This window comes from Amycolatopsis ponsaeliensis, from assembly GCF_030182635.1.
Lineage (GTDB): Bacteria > Actinomycetota > Actinomycetes > Mycobacteriales > Pseudonocardiaceae > Amycolatopsis > Amycolatopsis ponsaeliensis.
Window position 1 is genome coordinate 25,750 of sequence record NZ_JAPZLD010000011.1, and the last position, 18,396, is coordinate 44,145.

An 18,396-nucleotide genomic window follows, 5' to 3' on the forward strand; every position below is an offset into this window, starting at 1 on the left:
GTTCCACCGGATCCGGGGAAAGTCCCAGGAAGAGGGCGGTTTCGCTGAGGGCGATCGCGGGGCTGCCGGGGTCCGGGCCGCCGACGGCACAGCACCTGCGGCCGAACGGGGGAATCCCGGTGCGTGACGTGGTAACCACAGGTGTCACCCGGCTACTTGAGCAGCCGCGACATCCGTCGGTCGGCGAGCGGCTTGCCGCCCGTCTGGCAGGTCGGGCAGTACTGGAACGACTTGTCGGCGAACGAGATCTCGCGGATCGTGTCGCCGCAGACCGGGCACGGGAGGCCCGTGCGCGCGTGGACGCGCAGGCCTGAGCGCTTCTCGCCCTTCAGGCGCGCTGCCTTCTGGCCCACCGAGCGCCCGACCGCGTCGGACTCGATCTCGACGATCGCCTCCGCCAGGGTCTCCAGCGCGCCTTCGTCGAGCTTGCCGATCGTCGCGTACGGGGAGAGCTTCGCGCGGTGCATGATCTCGTCGGAGTACGCGTTGCCGATGCCCGCGATCAGCGATTGGTCGGTCAGCGCCCACTTCAGCCGGGTGTTCCGCCCGGCGAACAGCTCGCGCAGCTGAACGGCGTCCACCGTAAGGGCGTCCGGGCCGAGGCGGGCCACGCTCGCGATCTCCTGGGGGTCCTTGACGATCCACACCGCGAGGCCCTTCTTCGTGCCCGCTTCGGTCAGGTCGAAGCCGGGCCCGGTGGCGGACTCGAGGTGCACGCGCAGCGAGATCGGGCCCTTGCCCGGCTTGAGCGGCGCCGCGGCCAGGCCGTCGGACCAGCGCAGCCAGCCCGCGCGGGCCAGGTGCACGACCAGGTGCAGGTCGCCCGCGACGACGTCGAGGTGCTTGCCGTGCCGGGTCGCGCCGGTGATCTCGCGGCCGTGCAGCTCGGTCCACGGCGGGGTCGCCGTCTTCAGGACGCTCAACGATGCGACATCGATGCGGAAGATCGTCTGGCCGACCGCGTTCTCACGCAGGTGGTGCGCCAGCGCTTCGACCTCGGGTAGCTCGGGCATGCCCCCAGTTTCACCCCTTCGGCCGAATTCCGGTACCGGCTATTCGACCGGGTGCAGTGGCCCGTCGAAGTCCGGCAGCGAGTGGCGCTGGATCGTCTTGGAGATCTTCTTGACCTCGCCCTGCACGGTGAACATGCCGCGGATGGTGCCGACCCAGCGCTCGGACGGCCGGTCGCCGGTCATGTCGCCCTCGGTCTCCGCGACCACCGTCCACGGCCGGCGCAGGATCCACCGCAGCGGGAAGAACAGCACCACGAGCAGCAGTGCCAGCAGCACCCACGCGGGGATGTTCACCTCGTTCGGCGTCCACACGACGAGGATCACGGCGAGCAGCACGGTCACCACGATCATCGCGATGCCGGGACCGTAGCTGCCGGCGACATCGTGCTCGAAGTCGTCGGCCGTCGCCGGTGCGCGCCATTCCATCTGCGCACGGACCACCCAGTCGCGGCCGTCTTCGCCGCGCACCAGCCGGTTCATTCAGTTGCCTCCCGGGACGCCCGCAGGGTGAGCCCCACAACGGTACCGTGCCCGGGCTCGCCCGCGCGAGGGAGGAATCGGACATCCCACCCCGAGGAAGTTGATCACCGCAGTTCAGGAACCCGACGGACCGGTCGAGGTCGAATCGCCCGGTTCGCTCGAACCAGTGACGGTGGACGTGCTGCTCGGGCACGGCTTCCCCGACGTCGGGGTCACCGAGGTCGACGGCTCCGTGGTCCCGGTGTCCCCGTCCGTCGGCTCGGGCTTGCCGGTCACCGTCGGCGAGCCGTCCGGCGAGAGCTCCGGCGCGTCCGCGCTCTCCGGCACGGTCGGGTCACCGGATTCGGTGATCGTCAGGTCCGGGGTCGGCGTTTCGGAGTCCAGCCTCGGTGACGTCGACGAGTGGTCGGGCGTGCTGAACGTCGACGACGTGACGTCGTCGCGCGGGGTCAGCCCGTCGCCGCCGGTGCCGGTGCCGGTGTCCCCGGCCGGGACGTCGCCGCCCGGCACGTCGGGCACTTCGTTGGCCCCGAGCTGACGGCTCCCGCTCCGCTGGCGGACCGGGACGGCCCCGGTGCCGCGGCCGTTGAGCACGCCGATGCCGATCTGCGGGTCCTGCTGCAGCTGAGGCGGCGGCTGGTGCTGGCTCTCGGTCGGCGGCACCACCACGAGCTCGGGCGCGCCGCCGGTCAGGCTGACGTCCTGCACCGGTGTCGTCCCGAACAGGACGGGACCGGCCGCGACGCCGACGGCACCCACGGCCGCGGTCGACGCCAGCGCGAGCCCGACCTTGACCTTCGATCCGACCAGCACGCCCTTGATCGTCGCGCCGAGCCCGGCCAGCACGCCGCTGCCGCTCGCGGCGGCACCCGCCGCCGGCACCAGCAGCACCAGCACCCCGGCGTGCGCGCGCAGCGACGAGCAGACGTCGCGCAGCTCGTCCTGGGTCGCGCGGCACGACGGGCAGCCGTGCAGGTGCGCCTTGATCCGCTCCGCCTCGGCGCCGGTGACGCTGCCCGCGGTGAACCCGCCGAGCTTCTCGACGACCGCGCGGCACGAATCCGGCCCGCGATTCACCGAAAGGTGTGCCTGTAAGTACGCCGCGCGGAGGCCCTGACGGGCACGCCGGGCCAGCGCGGCCGTGGCGTTCGCGCTCAACCCGAAGTGGGTGGCGACCATGGCGGGCTGCTCGCCCTCGACCTCGGTCTGCCACAGGACGGTCCGCCAGCGCTCGGGCAGGCTGGTGAACGCCGTCGTGATCAGGGTGTGCTCGGCCGTGCGGGCGTGCGTGTCGGCACCCGCGCCGGCGCGGAACGTCAGCTCGTCGTCCGACACGGGGACGTCGCGGCGGGCACCGTGCCACTCCCAGGAGACCCGGCGGGCGACGGTCAGCAGGTAGGCGCGGACGTAGTCCCGGGGGCCGGAGCCACGGCGAAGGGCCTGGAGCACGCGGAAGAACGTCTCCGCGGTGATGTCCTCGGCCTCGGACCGGTCGGAAGCCAGGCTCTGCGCCAGTCTCCGGACGGCGGCGGCGTGCAGCTCGAACAGCTCCCCGAACGCGGCGTCCTCGCCGTTTCGAAGTCGTTGCAGCAGTGCCTGCTCGTCGGATTCCGAGGCCGCTGGTGGCGGCGCCGTGCCCAGCTCGGTCATCCGGCCCGGCACCTCCTCCCCGAAGGTCTCCCCGTTCGGTCGAATGGGGACACCATACGGAGGGAATCAGCCGTCGTCACCCCTTGTACGCCAGCTGTGACGCCGAAGTACCGGGTCAGGGCACCGGGGGACCCGCTCATCGGAGCAGTTTCGAGACGATGTAGAGTACTTCTCATCAGCAAGGCAGTGCGGATGTAGCGCAGCTGGTAGCGCATCACCTTGCCAAGGTGAGGGTCGCGGGTTCGAATCCCGTCATCCGCTCAAGATCAAAGAACCGCTGCTCGGGACGCCCGGGCAGCGGTTCTTTGTCGTTGGGCCCCAAGCCCCGGACGCACGGGTGACTGCCGTCACAGACGAACGGTTGCCTTCTGGCCGGATTCGTGCCGGTTCGGCAATGGTTTTCATCTGGTGTTCCGGCCACGTTTTCGCGATGCCACCTCTTCGGGTGATGCTCGGACGTGATCGTGCTGAGCATGACCGAACTGACCCGTCGTCGTCTCCTCGGTGGGGCCGCCGGTGCCGCCGCCACCGCCGCTGCCGCCACCCTCATGCCGCCGAACGTCCAGCGGGCGCTCGCCCAGGGCGCCCCCAAGCACGGTTCGCTCGACGACATCGAGCACGTCGTGCTGCTCATGCAGGAGAACCGGTCCTTCGACCACTACTTCGGCACGCTGTCCGGGGTGCGCGGGTTCGGCGACCCGCACGCCGCGCGGCTGCCGAACGGCAAGCCCATCTTCTACCAGCCCGACGCCGAGAACCCCGCCGGCTACGCGCTGCCGTTCCACCTGGACACGCACGCCACCAACGCGCAGAAGATCCCGTCGACGTCGCACGCGTGGCAGGTCCAGCACGACGCCTGGAACGGCGGGAAGATGGACAGCTGGCTGCCGGCGCACCGCAAGGCCGACGGCAAGAACGGCCCCTACGTCATGGGTTACCACACCCGCGCCGACCTGCCGTTCCAGTTCGCGCTGGCCGAGGCGTTCACCATCTGCGACAGCTACCACTGCTCGGTGTTCGGCCCGACCTGGCCGAACCGGATGATGTGGATGACCGGCACGATCGATCCGGACGGCGAGCACGGTGGCCCGATCCTCGACAACAAGGCTCCGGCCGGCGGCTACACCTGGACGACCTACGCCGAGCGGCTGCAGGCGGCGGGCGTCAGCTGGAAGGTGTACGAGCAGAGCGACACCTACGGCTGCAACATGCTGGAGAACTTCGCGAACTTCAAGAACGCGCCCGCGGACTCGCCGCTGGCGGTCAACGGCCTCACGCACCGGCCCGAAGGCCAGTTCGAGTACGACGCGCGCAACGGCAAGCTACCGACGGTCTCGTGGATCATCTGCACCTCGACGGCGTCCGAGCACCCGCAGTACACGCCGGCCGAGGGCGCCGCGTTCGTCGCGTCGAAGATCGACGCGATCGCCGCCAACCCCGAGGTCTGGGCCAAGACCGTGTTCATCCTCAACTACGACGAGAACGACGGCCTGTTCGACCACGTCGTGCCGCCGACGCCGCCGGCCGGGACGCCGGGCGAGTTCGTCACGAAGACGTCGCCGGGCGGCACCCCGGGCAACGGCCTCCCGGTCGGCGCGGGCTACCGCGTGCCGGCGATCGTCGTGTCGCCGTGGACCGCGGGCGGCTGGGTGTGCAGCGAGAACTTCGACCACACGTCGACGCTGCAGTTCCTGGAGAAGGTGACGGGCGTGGCCGAGCCGAACATCTCGCAGTGGCGGCGCCACACGTTCGGCGACCTGACCTCGGCGTTCCGGTTCGACGACCACAAGGCGCAGCCGCCGGTGCTGCCCGACACGTCGGGACCGCTGACGCTGTCCCGCTACGAGCAGGCCAACCTGCCGGCGCCGACGTTCCCGGGCACCGGCCAGAAGCCGCCGAAGCAGGAGCCGGGCGGACGGCCGCGGGTGCCGCGCCGCTAGAGCTCGTAGACGTCGAGAACCGTGGGGGCGACCGGGGTCAGGTGCGGGTCTTCGCGTTCCGTCACCTGGCCCCGGGCCATCCGGTAGACGCGGAACTCGTTGTCGTGCTCGGTGTCCTGGTCGTCCCACACGTGCAGCAGGCCGTACGAGCCCGCGGCCAGTTCTCCGACCCTGGTGAAGAGGTCGAGGAGTTCCAAGCCGGGGCCGCCGTGCTTGTCGAAGCCCGCGAGGTGGAGCATCGGCATGCCCGCGCTCCAGCGGAGGTCGATCAGGTCGAAGTCACCCGCGTCGCGGACAGCGCGGTGCACGCGGTCGACCAGGCGCTCCAGGAGCGCCGCGTCGTCATCGCCGCTCGCGGTCGCCTGGATGGTCACCCAGCCGTGATATTCGAACACCAGGAGAACGGTAGCAAGAGATCAACCGCGAGCTCAGCGGGCCAGCGCGGACGGCTTCCCATCGCTGCGCAGGACGTTCGTCAGGACGCCTTCGCCGTGCCGCTCGAACGCCGGCACGAGCTTCTCGCCGAACACGCAGAGCGTGCGCTCCCACGGGTGGCCGAGCGTGCCGAAGGAGAAGTCCGCAGCCAGGAACAGGTGGTAGTCCGCACGTGGGAAGACCGGCACCGGCCAGCGCGCGCCGGGGGTCATCAGGTGCGGGCGGACGCGGTAGGACTGGTGCTGCCAATGCAGCGCCCACATCCAGTCGTCGGGGCCGCAGGCCTCACGGAACGCGGCCATCGCGATGGCCGAGACCTGGTGCTCCTCGACCGCGTACGGGCCGAGGCGGAACTCGGCCGAGGCGCGGTCCAGATCGCCGGGCGAGAGGTCCCAGGTCCGCGACGGCGCCGGCTCGCGGAAGCCCGGCCACGCGTGGGCGTAGGTGCTCGGCCAGAACCCCAGCTTGTCGTACACCCAGTACCAAGCGGGTTCGTCGGCGACGCGGGAGACGGCTTCCCAGGCAGCATTCACTGTGAGGACCTCTGACTTGGCCGGGCACGAAAGAACACGCGAAAGCTTCGTGTTCGGCATCCGGTTTGTCCAGCCCTCATTCGCTCGGCGCGAACTGTGTCACTCGACCGGGTGGGTTCGGGCAGATTGTCACCATGCGAGTCCTCTTCGTCCACGGCGCGTTCGTCCGAGACGGTTTGCGCAGCTCAGCGGCGGTGCTGCCGAGCCGCAAGGCCGATTCGCGCGGCGACAGCCACAGTCGGAGCTGGTGGCCGGCGTGGTTCAGACGATGACGTAGCCCATCACGAACTCCTTGGTCTTCCCCTCGCAGCCCGCGTCGAGCGAGTCGAAGTGGCTCGCGCCCGCGTTGCAGCGGTAGATCGGGCGCGCGGTGCCCCACGATGGCGGGTTGGCGTAGATGTGGCCGAGCTGGCCGAGCGACTGCTGGCCCTCGCACTTGCCGCTCTGGTCGGTTGAGGTGAACCAGTCCTTCTGGTCCTTCACCTTGCAGGCGAACAGCTTCCGCGTGCCCGGCTCGTCCGTCGCGACGAGGTTGCCGAACACGCCCTCCTTCGTGAACCCGGCCGGTGGGCCGATCTTCTTCGTTCCGCTGAAGTGCCCGCCGTCCGGCTGGTGGTAGCGGATCAGCGGCACCTCGGCCGGGTGTGGCTTGTCGCCGGCGGTCGAAGTCGGCGTGGTCGAACTCGCGCCCGGCAACGCCGACGTGCTCGGGGACGGTGTGGGCTTCTTGCTGCTGGGTTTCTTGGTCGTCGACGGCGCGGACGACGACGTCGACGCGGGCCCCTGGGCGCTCGCGGCCGCCGGCGTGGTCTTGTCCGGCTTGAGGAAGAAGATCGCGCCGAGCGCGGCCACGACGGCGACCGCCACCCCCGTCAACACCAGTGGCAGCCGCTTCTTCCGGGGCCGCTCCCAGTCCACAGTGGTCGGTGACGGCGCCGCCACCTTCGCCGTCACCGGCTCGAAGACGATCGTCGGCAGCGAAGCCGGGTCGACCGCCTGGGTCGGCGAGTCGGTGATCGCGCTGCGCGCGGCGGAAAGCAGCCCACGCAAGCCCGGCGCGGTCAGCCGGTCCGAAGCGGACTGCGTGAGCAGCCCGCGGACGGCGTCGGCGAGCGGGCCGCGGCAGCGCTCCAGCACCGGCTGGTCGTACATGATCGCGTGCAGGGTCGCGGCCGTGGTGGTGCGCTGGAAGGGCGCGCGGCCTTCGGCGGCGTGGAAGAGCGTCGCGCCCAGGGACCAGAGGTCCGACGCGGGCGACGGCCCGGCCCCGGCGAACAGCTCGGGCGCCATGTACCCGGGCGAGCCCATGACGCCGCCGGTCTGGGTCAGCGACGGGTCGTCCATCGCCCGTGCGATGCCGAAGTCGGCGAGCTTCACGCGGTCGCCGGGCAGCACCATGATGTTGCTGGGCTTGACGTCCCGGTGCACGACGCCGGCCGCGTGCGCGCTCTCCAGCGCGCCCAGCACCTGCAGGCCGAGCGCGGCGACGCGGTCGTTCGCCAGCGGTCCTTCGCGCCCGATGACGTCGGCGAGCGTCGGCGCGATCACCAGCTCCATGACGATGAAAGTCGCGCCCTGCTCGCTGACGACGTCGTAGACCGTGACGACACCAGGATCGTTTAGCCGCCCCGCGGTGCGCGCCTCGCGCATGACCCGCTCGAGGTGCGCCGGCGACGCGCCCGGCGGAGTGGCGAGCTCCTTCAGCGCAACAGGCCGCCCGAGCACCGTGTCTTCGGCGCGCCAGACGACGCCCATGCCGCCGCGGCCCAGCTCGGCCGAGATCGCGTACCGTCCCGCGACCAGTCTCATCGTCGCCCCCCTGAACGCTCGGGGGCGATGCTAAGGGAGGCGCCGGACGGACCCGGCGCCTCCCCGGCTCAGGCGGCGTCCCAGAGCGTGAGGAACGCCGAAGCCTCGCTGCGGGCCCAGGGCCGCAGCCGTTCACGGTCGCGGGCGGAGAGCTGGAACTCCTTGCTCCGGCGGACGTCGATCACCAGCGCGTGGCCACCCGGCAGGACGTCCGGCATCGCCTGCTCCAGCACCCACAGCGCCAGCTGCGCCGAGTTCTTCGTCAGCGGTTCCTCCTTGAAGTAGAGCCAGGTCGCGTACCGGCGGCCGTCGCTCTTGCGGAGCCCGAGCTGCGGGCTGACACCGATCTCGAGGTCGCCGATCCGGCAGCGGCCGCGCCCTACCTCGACCAGCCGCGGCGACTTCCGGCCGAGGTAGCGCAGCCAGCCCTCGGCTATCGCCGCGTAATGCGGCTTCGTCCGGTCGTCGGCGGCGTTGACGAGGGCGCGCAACGCCGTCGCGTCCTGCCCCGCCGCCCGCCCGGACCGCACGGCGTTCGCCGCCCTCCGGTAGTAGTTGAACGCCGCTCGCGCCGGGTCTTCGTACAACTTGCGCTGCCGCCGGACGAACGACGACCGCGACGGACCGGTACTCGCGCTGTAGCCCACGAACGTGGGCAGGGTGATGTAGGCCATGGCCCTGCCTTCCTCCATCGCACCACCCGCGCACGCGGGTGGCATCTCCCCTGGACAACGCCTATTTTAGAACATATGTACGACAGTTTTCGGCGGCCGACGAGGTGACGGGTGGCGGGGACTCCCGGAACGCGCTGACTTGCGCTAAGTTGCCGATCAACCTCGAACCGCAACCTCGCAGGTCGGCCCCACGTGCCAAACTGATGCCCCGAATGGTGGATGGGGGTCCATGGATGAGCTGGCAGGAAGAGCTTCGCCGCCTCGACGCGGAGCTTGCCGAAGGCCGCATCGAGCCTGCTGAACACCGGAAACAACGCGACGAGCTGCTCGCGCAGGCCTCCGGTTCGACCGTGCCCTCACCCGTCCCCTCGCCGTTGCGCCGTCCGGGTGACACCTGGCGGAGCGCCAACCCCGCGAGCCACCCGGTCAGCCACCCGGTGCCGCCGCCGCAGCGCGTCGAATCGCCGCGGCCCGCGGTGCCGTACCAGAAGCCCCACCCGCCCTGGCAGCGCACCGGGCTGCCGGTGTCGGCGAATTCGAGCCCGGTGCCGGCCATCCCGGACCACATGATGACGGCGCCGAGCCCGGCCGACATCGTCCCGACCCGCTACCTGCGCATCGACGGCCCGGCCGCCCACGAGCCGGGCAGCCGGTTCCCGCCGATCACCCCGCCCCGCGGCGAAACCCACCTGCCGCCGCCGCGGGACGCCGGATCGGAAGAGCCGCCGGGGAAGCACCGCTTCGGCGGGGACGGCTCGTCGTCCTGGCGCGCCTGGCCGTTCATCGCGCTCGGCGTGCTGGTGGTGCTCGGCATGATCATCGGCGGGACGATGTGGCTCGGGCAGGACGACCCGAAGCCCGACGACCCGCTGACCACCTTCGTGCCGCAGCCCCCGGCCGCCGCGGCCCAGCCGCAGCTGGAGGACCAGGTTCCGCCGCTGCCCGGCAAGCAGTACCCGGAGAGCTCGACGATGTCGCTGGCCAAGGGCCTGGACCTGAACCTCTACCCCAAGGAGAGCGCCCAGGTCTTCTCGCAGCACGGCGTCACGCAGTTCGTCTACCGCGGCTCGGCCACCGGGGACACGGGGTACATCGCGTTCGCCCTGCCCACCCGCTCGGCGGACGACGCGAAGGCCGTCATCGACTACCTGCGCGCGGCCGCCGACGCGGGCGGGTTCGTCCCGGTCGCCGCCGATCCGAAGGCCGTCACCGGCCGCAGCGGCGACCGGCGGATGGACGGCACCTGGTACACCTCGGGCAAGGTCGCGCTCGTGCTCTGGGCGTCCCAGCCGTTCGCGCAGGACAAGAACGAGCTGAAGACCAGCTTGGACAACGCGCTCGCCGTGTTCCAGAAAGCGCTGCCGCCCAGCTGATCAGGCCGGCTGGTCGAGGAGCCCGGCCAGCGTGCGGCGGGCGACGTCGGCGCCGAAGAGGCGGTCCACCACGGTCTTGCCCTCTTCGGACAGCCGCTGCCACAGCTTGTCGTCCTCGATCAGGGTGACGATCTCCTCGGCGAGCTCCTCGGCCGTGCCGCCGACGAGGACGTCGCGGCCGTGGGTCAGGTGCATGCCCTCGGCGGCCAGCGGGGTGACGACCGCCGGGACGCCGTAACCGAGGCTCTCCCCCAGCTTCCCCTTCACCCCGGCGCCGAAGCGCAGCGGCGCGACGACGACCCGGGCCTCGCGGTAAGCGCTGTCGAGGTCCGGGACCCAGCCGCGGATGACGACGCCTTCGCCGGCGAGGTCGAACATCTCCCGCGGCGGGTTGCTGCCGACGATCTGCGCCACCGCGTCCGGGCACCGGCGCCGCACGAGCGGCATGATCTCGGTGGCCAGCCAGCGCGCCGCGTCCCGGTTGGGCACGTGGTCGAAGCTGCCGACGAAGAGCACGCCCGAGCGGCCGTCCGGGACGGCGGGCACGGCGTCGGCGTGGTGCACGTTGGACAGCACCTCGACGCGCGCCGAGGGCACGAGCTCCCGCAGCAGCGCACGCTCCACATCGGACACGGTGAACGTGACGTCGGTGGCGCGGGTGAGCCCGAGCTCGGACTCGCGCAGCACTTCGGCCCGCCGCCGCAGCGTCAGCTCCTCCCGGGTTTCGCCGAGCCGCGCGGCCAGGTCGGCCTGCCGGTTGAGCCGGACGAAGTGGACGTCGACGGTGTCGTAGGCGATGACGCAGTCCGGGGCGTGCTCGCGGACCTGCTCCAGCAGCTGCCAGGCGACGTGCGGCCGCGACAGCACCGCCAGCCGCAGGTCGGCCCCGGCGTCGCGCAGGAACTCCTGCTGTTCGCCGAGCCCGGTCACCACCGTGACGCCCGCGCGGTACAGCGCGTCCGCGTACGGCTCGGGGAGGGCGTTGTTGAGCGGCATGAACACGACCCGGTGGCCGAGGCCGACGAGCAGCTCGAGGATGCGGAACATCCGCACCGAGCCGGAGTCCTTGTCCGGCATCGGCACCTGGTGGTCGGCGACCAGCACGGTGCCGCCGCGGTGGCCGTCCTTCGTGCGCTGCCGCCCGGCCCAGACCGCGCGCGGGCTCGCCTCGGGGAAGTGGTCGCGCAGCTGGACGCTCCACTTGTCGACGAAGACGCCGCGGTTGAGCTCCTGGTGGCGCTTCACGCCGGAGGAGACGTCCGTGCCGTTGGTGATGCCTTCGTGGTGCACGACGACCGACGCGGGCTGGACCATCGTGCGGTACCCGGCGGCCCGCACGGCGAAGGCGAGGTCGGTGTCTTCGTAGTACGCGGGCGCGAAGCGCTTGTCGAAGCCGCCGACGCGCTCGAACAGCTCGCGGCGGACCAGGACGGCCGCGCCCGAGCAGTAGTCGACGTCGCGCAGGGCCTGGAACCACGGCGCGTCCGGCGACTGCAGCCTGCCGTAGTTCCAGCCGGTGCCGTCGGCCCAGATGATGCCGCCGCACTCCTGGAGACGGCCGTCCGGGTAGACCAGCTTCGAGCCGACGAGACCGACGTCGGGCCGGGACTCGACCACGGCGACCAGCTCGTCGAGCCAGCCCGGCCGGACCTCGGTGTCGTTGTTGAGGAAGAAGATGAAGTCGCCGCGCGCGTTCTCGGCACCCAGGTTGCAGGCGCCGACGAACCCGAGGTTCTTCGGTGCGCGCACCAGCCGGACCCCGGCGCAGCCGGCGACCCGGTCGGCCGAGTCGTCGCGGGAGGCGTCGTCGACGACGATCACTTCGAACGGCGTCGCGGGCAGGTGCCGCTGGATCGAGTCGAGGCAGGTCCGGGTGAACGCCCAGTTGCCGTAGACCGGGATGACGACGCTGACGATCGGCTGGTCGCTGGTGGTCACCGTGACCGGCCCGGGCACCGCCGGCGTGGCCGGCGCCGCGCCCGCCTGACGCCCCAGCGCCGTCTCGTAGAGGTCGCGCCGGCGCGTGCCGCGCGGGGCGAACTTCTCGATCGACCCCCGGTACTTGCCGATCAGCCGCTGGGCCAGGGCGGAGGTCTCCGCGCGCAGCTTGTCGTTTTCGGCGGCGAGCCGGCCGATCGTGTCGGCGAGCCCGGTGTTGTTGCCCGCCAGCCACGCGAGGCGTTCGGTGTCGTAACCGGCCTTGCGCTTGAGGAGATTCAGCTCTTCGGCCGCGCGACGCCGGTCCACGCGGGCGCGTTCGGCCTGGCCGAGCGCCTCGTCGCGCTCGGCGGCGGCCTGCCGTCCGGTGGTGGTGGCGTCGGCCAGTTCGGCGGTCAGGCGCGTCTCGGCGGCCGCGGCCCGCTCACGCTCGGCTTCGGTACGGGCCAGCTCGGCGTGGAGGCGCCCGGCTTCGGCCGCGGCGCGCGCGACGAGCGTCAGCTTCGGGTCGAGCATCGCGGACGTCGTGGGGACCTCGACCGGCCCGGCCGACGCGACGGCGATGAAGTAGGTGTGCGGCGCCCCCGGCTCGACGACCCAGCCGTCGGCGTCGTCCGGCCGCACGGTGAGCACTTCGGCGCCGGTGCCCGCGCCGTCGTCGTGGATCAGCGAACCGACCGCGACGTTCTGGCGCAGCACGACGACGTGCTCGAAGCTCTCCGAGAGCAGCGAGCGGAACGCCGGGCCGGTCAGCTCGTGCACGTGGTACGGGTTCTCGTTGCCGTGGTCGTGGGAGTAGACCTCGATGTCCGGCGTGCTGCACAGGAAGATCCCGGACGGCGTGAGCCGGTTGCGAACCAGTTCCATGAGCCGGTCCTGCTCGTCGACGTGCTCGATCGCCTCGAAGCAGGTGATGACGTCGAAGCGTTCGCCGTCGAGGGCCGTGGGGTCGGTGATCGAACCGGTCTCGAAGCGGACGCCCGGGTAGTTCTTCCTGGCGTGTTCGACGGTGACCGGGTCCAGCTCGAGGCCGACGACCTCGGCGCCCGACTTCGCCATCAGCCCGCTGCCGTAGCCCTCGCCGCTGGCCAGGTCGAGCACCCGCTTGCCGGCGACGAAGCGGGCCGCGAACGCGTAGCGGTGGTAGTGCTCGTAGATCACCTGGAGATCTTCGGTCCACGGCACGCACCGCTCGCCGGTCCACTCGATCAGCCGCTCGCCGTTCGTCCCCTTGCCCATGGCGGGCAGATTAGCCGTCCGAGCAGGGACGCGGGGGCGGGCCTCACCTTTCGAGGAGGCGCAGCCCGACCAGGATGTAGGACAGCGTGCGCCGGTCGGCGCCGGAACCGGCGGTGATCGACCAGTCGGCGTCGAACGAGAGCCGGACCTGCCGGTGCGCGTCGATCGGGACCGGCACGACCTGCTCGACCAGCCCCGGGCCGACGTCCGCCTTCGCGACCGGCACGCCGTCGACCGCGATCGTCACGCTGCCGTGGTCGGCGGACTCGTCCGGGACGAAGGTCCGCAGCTCGAGCGCCCCGATCGCGGCCGTGGTGAGGAGCGGGAACTCGACCGACGGCGCGGCCCAGTCGTCGTGGGCGACGCCGTTCATCCGGCCGGTCACCACGCCGGCGCCGCGCACCAGCCGGTCGCCGGGCGTGCCGGGCCGGAACGACACGCGCCCGGCCGGATCGACGACACCGGTGTCGCGCACGGACCGCTCCGGCGTCCGCGAGCCGTGCACCCGCAAGGGCTGCTCGGTCGGGTGGAAGAGCCCGATGAGGTGCGTCGGGCTGACGACGCCCAGGTCGACGAGGGTGTCGTCGAGGGTGCCGAGGTGGTCGAGCAGCCGCACGTCCGCGGGTTCGGCGAGGTCGAAGCCGGGGCCGTAGATCCGGTCGACGAACGGGTCGATCACGTTGCCGTAGGGGAAGAAGAGGCTGGGGTGCAGGTGGTCGAGCAGCACCGGCAGCACGTCCTGGGCCCGGATGCCTTCGAACCCGTCGGCCGCGCAGTCGATGTCGACGAACCGCTCGTCGACCTCGCCGGTCATGGCGTTGCGGCGCAGCCGCGGCGGCAGCGTCGCCCAGATCCGGTCGATGACCTCCAGGGCCTCGGGCCAGCGGCGGTGGCCGTTGCGCCCGATCATGTCGTGCACGACGAGGACGCCGGCGGGATCGAGCCCCGCCCGGATCTGGCCGTAGAGGTGTTCGAGGTCGAGGACGTGGTGCAGCGCCTGGTAGCCGACGACGACGTCGTGGGCGGTGTCGGCGCGCCAGGTGTTGAAGTCTGTGGTGATCAGCTCGACCCGGCCGGCGAAGCCCAGTTCCCGCGCCGACGCTTCCGCGCGCGCCTGCATGTCGGGGTTCAGCTCCAGCAGCCGCAGCCGCACGTTGTGCTGCCCGGCCGCGGCCAGCGTGCGCAGCCAGCCGAGCTCCTGGTCGCCGTTGCCGCTGCCGAGCGAGAGCACGACGACGTCCCGGTCGAGCCGCTGCGCCCGCTCGGCGATCTCGCCGACGATCAGCTCTTCGATGCTCGGGACGCCGAGTGCTTCGAGCTTCGGCCGCGTGTGCCGCTCGGACCAGTGGTGCGCCGACGGCGGCAGGTTGCCGTGCACCTCGACCTGACCGGCGAACGTCTCCCGCTCGCGCGCCAGACGCTGCTCGTAGCCGGGTCCCCGGTCGCTCATCGCCATCCCCGCATCCCCGGTTCCGGCTCGTCCGGTTCCGGCCCGGCGCTAGGATACGGGCGTGCCGTCCCGACTCCGTCCGCAGTCACCCGCCACCGGGAAACTGCCGCTGACGCCGGAGTCGTGGCTCCCGAAGGAGCACAACCTCTACCGCCCGCGGCACAGCAGCCGGCAGCGCACGGCGCTGACGTGCGCGATCGTCTTCTTCATGGCCCCGGTGCTGCTGTGGGTCGTCGGCGTGCAGCCGACGGCGTTCGAGAACCGGCCGCTGCGGCCGTTCCCCAGCCTCGGCGACGGCTGGGGGTTCTTCACCGGGCTGACCGGCTGGGCCACCGACCACCTGCCGCTGCGGCAGGCCGGCGTCCAGGCCGCGGACGGCATCGGCACCGGCGTCTTCGGCGACCCGCCCGGCTCCGGGCAGGGGACCAACCACGACACCGTCGGCATCGACCAGGGCCAGCGGCCCGCCGGCACCGGCGACGTCCCCGGGTACGTCTACCCGCAGGTGATCCCGGGCAAGGACGGCTGGCTGTACCTCGGCGAGGACGTCAACGCGAAGTGCCGGCCGGTGATGGACATCGACCACGTCGTCTCCGCGCTGCAGCGGCTGCGCGCGGCCGTCGAGAACTCCGGACGCAAGTTCGTGCTGGTCTTCGCGCCGGACAAGTACACCGAAGAGCCGTCCCACCTGCCGGACGACTACGTCGGCAAGTCCTGCGCCCAGGCCAGGACCACCGACTTCTGGAACCGGGTGCCGCGCGAGACCGGGGGGCTGGACCTGCGCCCCGCGCTCGCCGACGCCAAGCAGCGGCTCGGCCGGCCGCTCTACGACCCGAACGACACGCACTGGTCCTACGACGGCGGCCTGGTCATGACCTACGCGCTGGGCCAGGCGATCACGCCCGGCAGCACGACGAACTGGCGGGCCGCGCCCGACGGCGTCCGGCCGTGGCCGGCGGACCTGGCCCGCGTGCTCGGCCGCACCGAGCAGCGCCAGCTGCCGACGTACAGCCTCAGCACCGACGGCGGCGTCGACCGCACCCGCTACATCGCCAGCGACTTCCGGTCGCCGCTGCACCTGACGCAGCCGGACGGCGCGCGGCCGGTCGGTTCGATCGCCCCGAAGGTCGGCATCGTGGCCGACTCCTTCACCCAGTTCGCGACGCCCTACCTGGCCGCCACCTGCCAGGACGTCACCATCGTGCACGGCGACACCGTGGCCGAAAGCAACGAAGCCCAGCTGGCCGAGATGTTCGCCGACCGGGACGTCGTCACTTTCGAATTCGTCGAGCGCAGCGTCACCGGCGGGTCGTCGTCGCTGCTGCGCGACCAGACGATCGGGGAGCTGGCGAACGCACTCGCCCGGCACCCGCGCTGACCTCGCCGGTCGGCTACCGACTCACGTCGGTAACGACGGGGTGGTGGCCGCCAACGAGTGAGAGCACCCGTGCACAATGACTGCGTGCGGCCAGGAAGGTGTTCGGCCGCACGTTCGCATGGTTTCGGGACGACCTACCCGAAGGGGGTACCGGGGTGACCTGGCAGGAAGAGCTGCGCAGGCTGGACGAGGAGCTCGCAGCGGGGAGCCTGACCGCGGACGAGTACCGGACCCGGCGTGATCGCGTGCTGAGCATGGCCGTCACGGCCAACGACAGCCCGTCGCAGCAGCAGCCGTCGACCGCCGCGGAGACCCAGATCATCACGCCGGTGTCACCGCCGGCGCAGCAGCACCAGCCCGGCTCCGACTCGGCGGGCTCGGCGGACGCGACGCAGGTCGTGTCCAACGCCGACGCGGGCGGCGGGGAGCGCACCCAGGTCGTGCAGCCGTGGCAGCAGCAGCACCCGAACTCGCCCTCGGGCGGGTTCCCCCAGCCGATGCAGCAGCCGAACTACAACCAGCCCTCGCCCGCCGGCGGGTTCGCCCGGCCGCAGCAGCCGGAACCGTGGGGCGCGGCCCCGCAGGACGTCAGCCCGCCGTGGGGTGGCTCGGACTTCCCGCCGATGGGGCCGCCGAACGCCGGCAACGCGGGCTGGATCAGCCAGGGCCCCGAGACGTTCCAGACCCAGCCTTCGTCCGGCAAGGGCAAGAAGATCGCGTTCGCCGCGATCGGGCTGGTCGTGCTGGCCGGCCTCGGGTTCGGCGTCTGGGCGCTGTTCATCAAGGACAACGGCGGGACCACCCCGGTCGCCCAGAGCACCAGCCAGCAGCCGCCGCCGGCACCGACGACCAAGCCGCTGCCGGAGCCGCCCGCCGCCAAGTCCGAGCCGAGCGACAACGCGGCGTCGCTGGTGACGCCGGCCGGCAAGACCCGCGCCGGCGGGGGCACGTTCGACATCGCGAAGCTGGAGTCGGCGAAGTTCCTGCCGCCCACGGTGACCGAACGGCTCAAGCAGGGCGGGATGACCGAGGGCCTGCTCAAGACCACGACCGACGGCGACGTGACGCTCGGCCTGTACGCGCTCGAAATGCCGGACAAGCAGTCCACCGGACCGGTGGCCCAGGAGTACGCGAACGCCCAGCAGGAGGGTGGCCTGACCGCCAGCCGCGACCTGTCGCTGCACGGCGTGCCGGTGTTCGCCGCGCCGGACGGCGGTGGCCAGACGGTCTACCGCGCGGTGTACGTCCTGTACAGCCGGGTGATCATCGTCGACGCGTACGGCACGGACAAGGACGCGACGCTCGACTCGTTCAAGACCCTGCTGAACGCACAGGTCCAGAAGGCCCCGCCGACCGAGCGCACGAACAACTGACATGCAGCTCGAGAAGCGGCTCCGCAAGCTGGTCAAGCGCTACGCCGTCGCCCGGAAGTCGTACGACGACCTCGAGGTCCGCGAAAGCCGGCTGACGGCGCGCTTGGACCAGCTGTCCGCGCGCTACGACAGCCTGATGAACCACCACGACGAGCTGCTGGCGCGCCACGCCGAGGTCGTCGAGGAGAAGCAGGCGTTCGAGGAGCAGTACCGCACGTGGGTGCCGCCCGGGCACTTCTACTCGCCGTTCGCCTCCAAGGAGGAGATCGGGAACCGGGCCGCGGCGATGTTCGACATCACCGCCCGCCCGCCGGCGGTCGACCTGCGGGAGGCGGAGCAGATCGAGCTGTTCGGCACGCTCGCGGACCTCGCCGCCGACCTCCCGTTCACCGCCGAGCGCACGGAAAAGCACCGGTACTTCTACGAGAACACCGCGTACTCGTGGTCGGACGCGATCGTCCTGCACACGATGCTCCGGCACCTGCGCCCGAAGCGGATGATCGAGGTCGGCTCGGGTTACTCGACGGCGATGACGCTCGACACGGCCGACGGCTGGCTCCCCGACCTGGAGCTGACCTGCGTCGAGCCGTACCCGCAGCTGCTGGAGAGCCTGTTCCGGCCGGGCGACGAAGAGCGCGTCCGGGTGCTCGGCCAGGCGGTGCAGGACGTCCCGCTGGAGACGTTCGCGCAGCTGCAGGCCGGTGACGTGCTGTTCATCGACTCGACCCACGTGGTCAAGGCGGGCTCCGACGTCAACTACCTGTTCTTCGAGGTGCTCCCCCGGCTCAACGACGGCGTGTGGGTGCACGTCCACGACGTCTTCTTCCCGTTCGAGTACCCGATGGACTGGCTGGTCGAAGGGCGCGCGTGGCAGGAGGACTACCTGCTCCGGGCGTTCCTGATGTACAACCGGCGCTTCGAGATCCGCTGGTACCAGCAGTTCATGTGGGCCTGCCACCGCGATCTGCTGGAGGGCCGGGTCCCTGAGCTGGCGGGTAACTCCGGCGGGAACATCTGGCTGCAGAAGGTCTCCGAGTAGCCCGAAGGTGTGACTTCCGCCGTGTCGGTGAACGCCGTCCCACTCCCGAACGCCCTGTAAGCAGAGCATCGG

14 protein-coding genes and 1 tRNA gene are annotated in these 18,396 nt (G+C 71.4%); 6 read left to right on the forward strand and 9 right to left on the reverse strand.

Going from position 1 to position 18,396, the window contains the following annotated elements; translation table 11 throughout:
• Positions 1-152: 152 nt before the first annotated feature.
• The 3 genes from QQ657_RS18010 to QQ657_RS18020 all read right to left on the reverse strand — a co-directional run bounded on the left by QQ657_RS18010 (position 153) and on the right by QQ657_RS18020 (position 3,143).
• Complete coding sequence (locus tag QQ657_RS18010) at positions 153-1,013, reverse strand: Fpg/Nei family DNA glycosylase (RefSeq protein WP_284743321.1); 861 nt, start codon at positions 1,011-1,013, stop codon at positions 153-155.
• Between the two features lie 39 nt (positions 1,014-1,052).
• Positions 1,053-1,493: a DUF983 domain-containing protein gene (locus QQ657_RS18015; RefSeq protein ID WP_284743322.1), complete on the reverse strand. Its 441-nt coding sequence runs from the start codon at positions 1,491-1,493 to the stop codon at positions 1,053-1,055.
• A 114-nt stretch (positions 1,494-1,607) separates the two neighbouring features.
• Positions 1,608-3,143 carry a sigma-70 family RNA polymerase sigma factor gene (locus QQ657_RS18020; RefSeq protein WP_284743323.1) on the reverse strand — a complete coding sequence of 512 codons (1,536 nt, stop codon included), beginning with the start codon at positions 3,141-3,143 and terminating at the stop codon, positions 1,608-1,610.
• Between the two features lie 188 nt (positions 3,144-3,331).
• On the opposite strand from QQ657_RS18020, the gene QQ657_RS18025 reads away from it, so the two are divergent.
• Both QQ657_RS18025 and QQ657_RS18030 read left to right on the forward strand, forming a co-directional pair.
• Positions 3,332-3,404 (forward strand) — tRNA-Gly (locus QQ657_RS18025).
• 212 nt (positions 3,405-3,616) lie between these two features.
• Positions 3,617-5,083, forward strand: coding sequence for a phosphocholine-specific phospholipase C (locus QQ657_RS18030; RefSeq protein ID WP_284743324.1), 1,467 nt, complete (start codon positions 3,617-3,619; stop codon positions 5,081-5,083).
• On the opposite strand, the gene QQ657_RS18035 is transcribed toward QQ657_RS18030, so the two are convergent.
• The 4 genes from QQ657_RS18035 to QQ657_RS18050 form a co-directional block, all read right to left on the reverse strand.
• Positions 5,080-5,478, reverse strand: coding sequence for an immunity 7 family protein (locus tag QQ657_RS18035; protein ID WP_284743325.1), 399 nt, complete (start codon positions 5,476-5,478; stop codon positions 5,080-5,082). The two genes, QQ657_RS18030 and QQ657_RS18035, sit on opposite strands and share 4 nt — an antisense overlap.
• Before the next feature lie 33 nt (positions 5,479-5,511).
• A complete protein-coding gene (locus QQ657_RS18040) occupies positions 5,512-6,051 on the reverse strand; it encodes a DUF2716 domain-containing protein (protein WP_284743326.1) in 540 nt (179 codons plus the stop codon).
• Positions 6,052-6,312: 261 nt separating this feature from the next.
• Positions 6,313-7,860 carry a serine/threonine-protein kinase gene (locus QQ657_RS18045; protein ID WP_284743327.1) on the reverse strand — a complete coding sequence of 516 codons (1,548 nt, stop codon included), beginning with the start codon at positions 7,858-7,860 and terminating at the stop codon, positions 6,313-6,315.
• Between the two features lie 68 nt (positions 7,861-7,928).
• A complete protein-coding gene (locus QQ657_RS18050; RefSeq protein WP_284743328.1) occupies positions 7,929-8,552 on the reverse strand; it encodes a hypothetical protein in 624 nt (207 codons plus the stop codon).
• Positions 8,553-8,767: 215 nt separating this feature from the next.
• Here QQ657_RS18050 and QQ657_RS18055 point away from each other — a divergent pair, with 215 nt between their 5' ends.
• Entirely contained in the window at positions 8,768-9,907 is a 1,140-nt protein-coding gene (locus QQ657_RS18055; RefSeq protein ID WP_284743329.1) for a hypothetical protein, read from the forward strand.
• On the opposite strand, the gene QQ657_RS18060 is transcribed toward QQ657_RS18055, so the two are convergent.
• Together QQ657_RS18060 and QQ657_RS18065 are read right to left on the reverse strand one after the other, a co-directional pair.
• Entirely contained in the window at positions 9,908-13,084 is a 3,177-nt protein-coding gene (locus QQ657_RS18060; protein WP_284743330.1) for a glycosyltransferase, read from the reverse strand.
• Positions 13,085-13,127: 43 nt separating this feature from the next.
• Entirely contained in the window at positions 13,128-14,534 is a 1,407-nt protein-coding gene (locus tag QQ657_RS18065) for an SAM-dependent methyltransferase (RefSeq protein ID WP_284743331.1), read from the reverse strand.
• Positions 14,535-14,595: 61 nt separating this feature from the next.
• Here QQ657_RS18065 and QQ657_RS18070 point away from each other — a divergent pair, with 61 nt between their 5' ends.
• From QQ657_RS18070 to QQ657_RS18080, 3 genes are all read left to right on the forward strand, one after another.
• Positions 14,596-15,912, forward strand: coding sequence for an alginate O-acetyltransferase AlgX-related protein (locus tag QQ657_RS18070; protein ID WP_284743332.1), 1,317 nt, complete (start codon positions 14,596-14,598; stop codon positions 15,910-15,912).
• Positions 15,913-16,067: 155 nt separating this feature from the next.
• Positions 16,068-17,285, forward strand: a complete 1,218-nt coding sequence (locus QQ657_RS18075; RefSeq protein ID WP_284743333.1) for a DUF1707 domain-containing protein — start codon at positions 16,068-16,070, stop codon at positions 17,283-17,285.
• A gap of 1 nt (position 17,286) precedes the next feature.
• Positions 17,287-18,324 carry a class I SAM-dependent methyltransferase gene (locus tag QQ657_RS18080; RefSeq protein WP_284743334.1) on the forward strand — a complete coding sequence of 346 codons (1,038 nt, stop codon included), beginning with the start codon at positions 17,287-17,289 and terminating at the stop codon, positions 18,322-18,324.
• Positions 18,325-18,396: the final 72 nt, after the last annotated feature.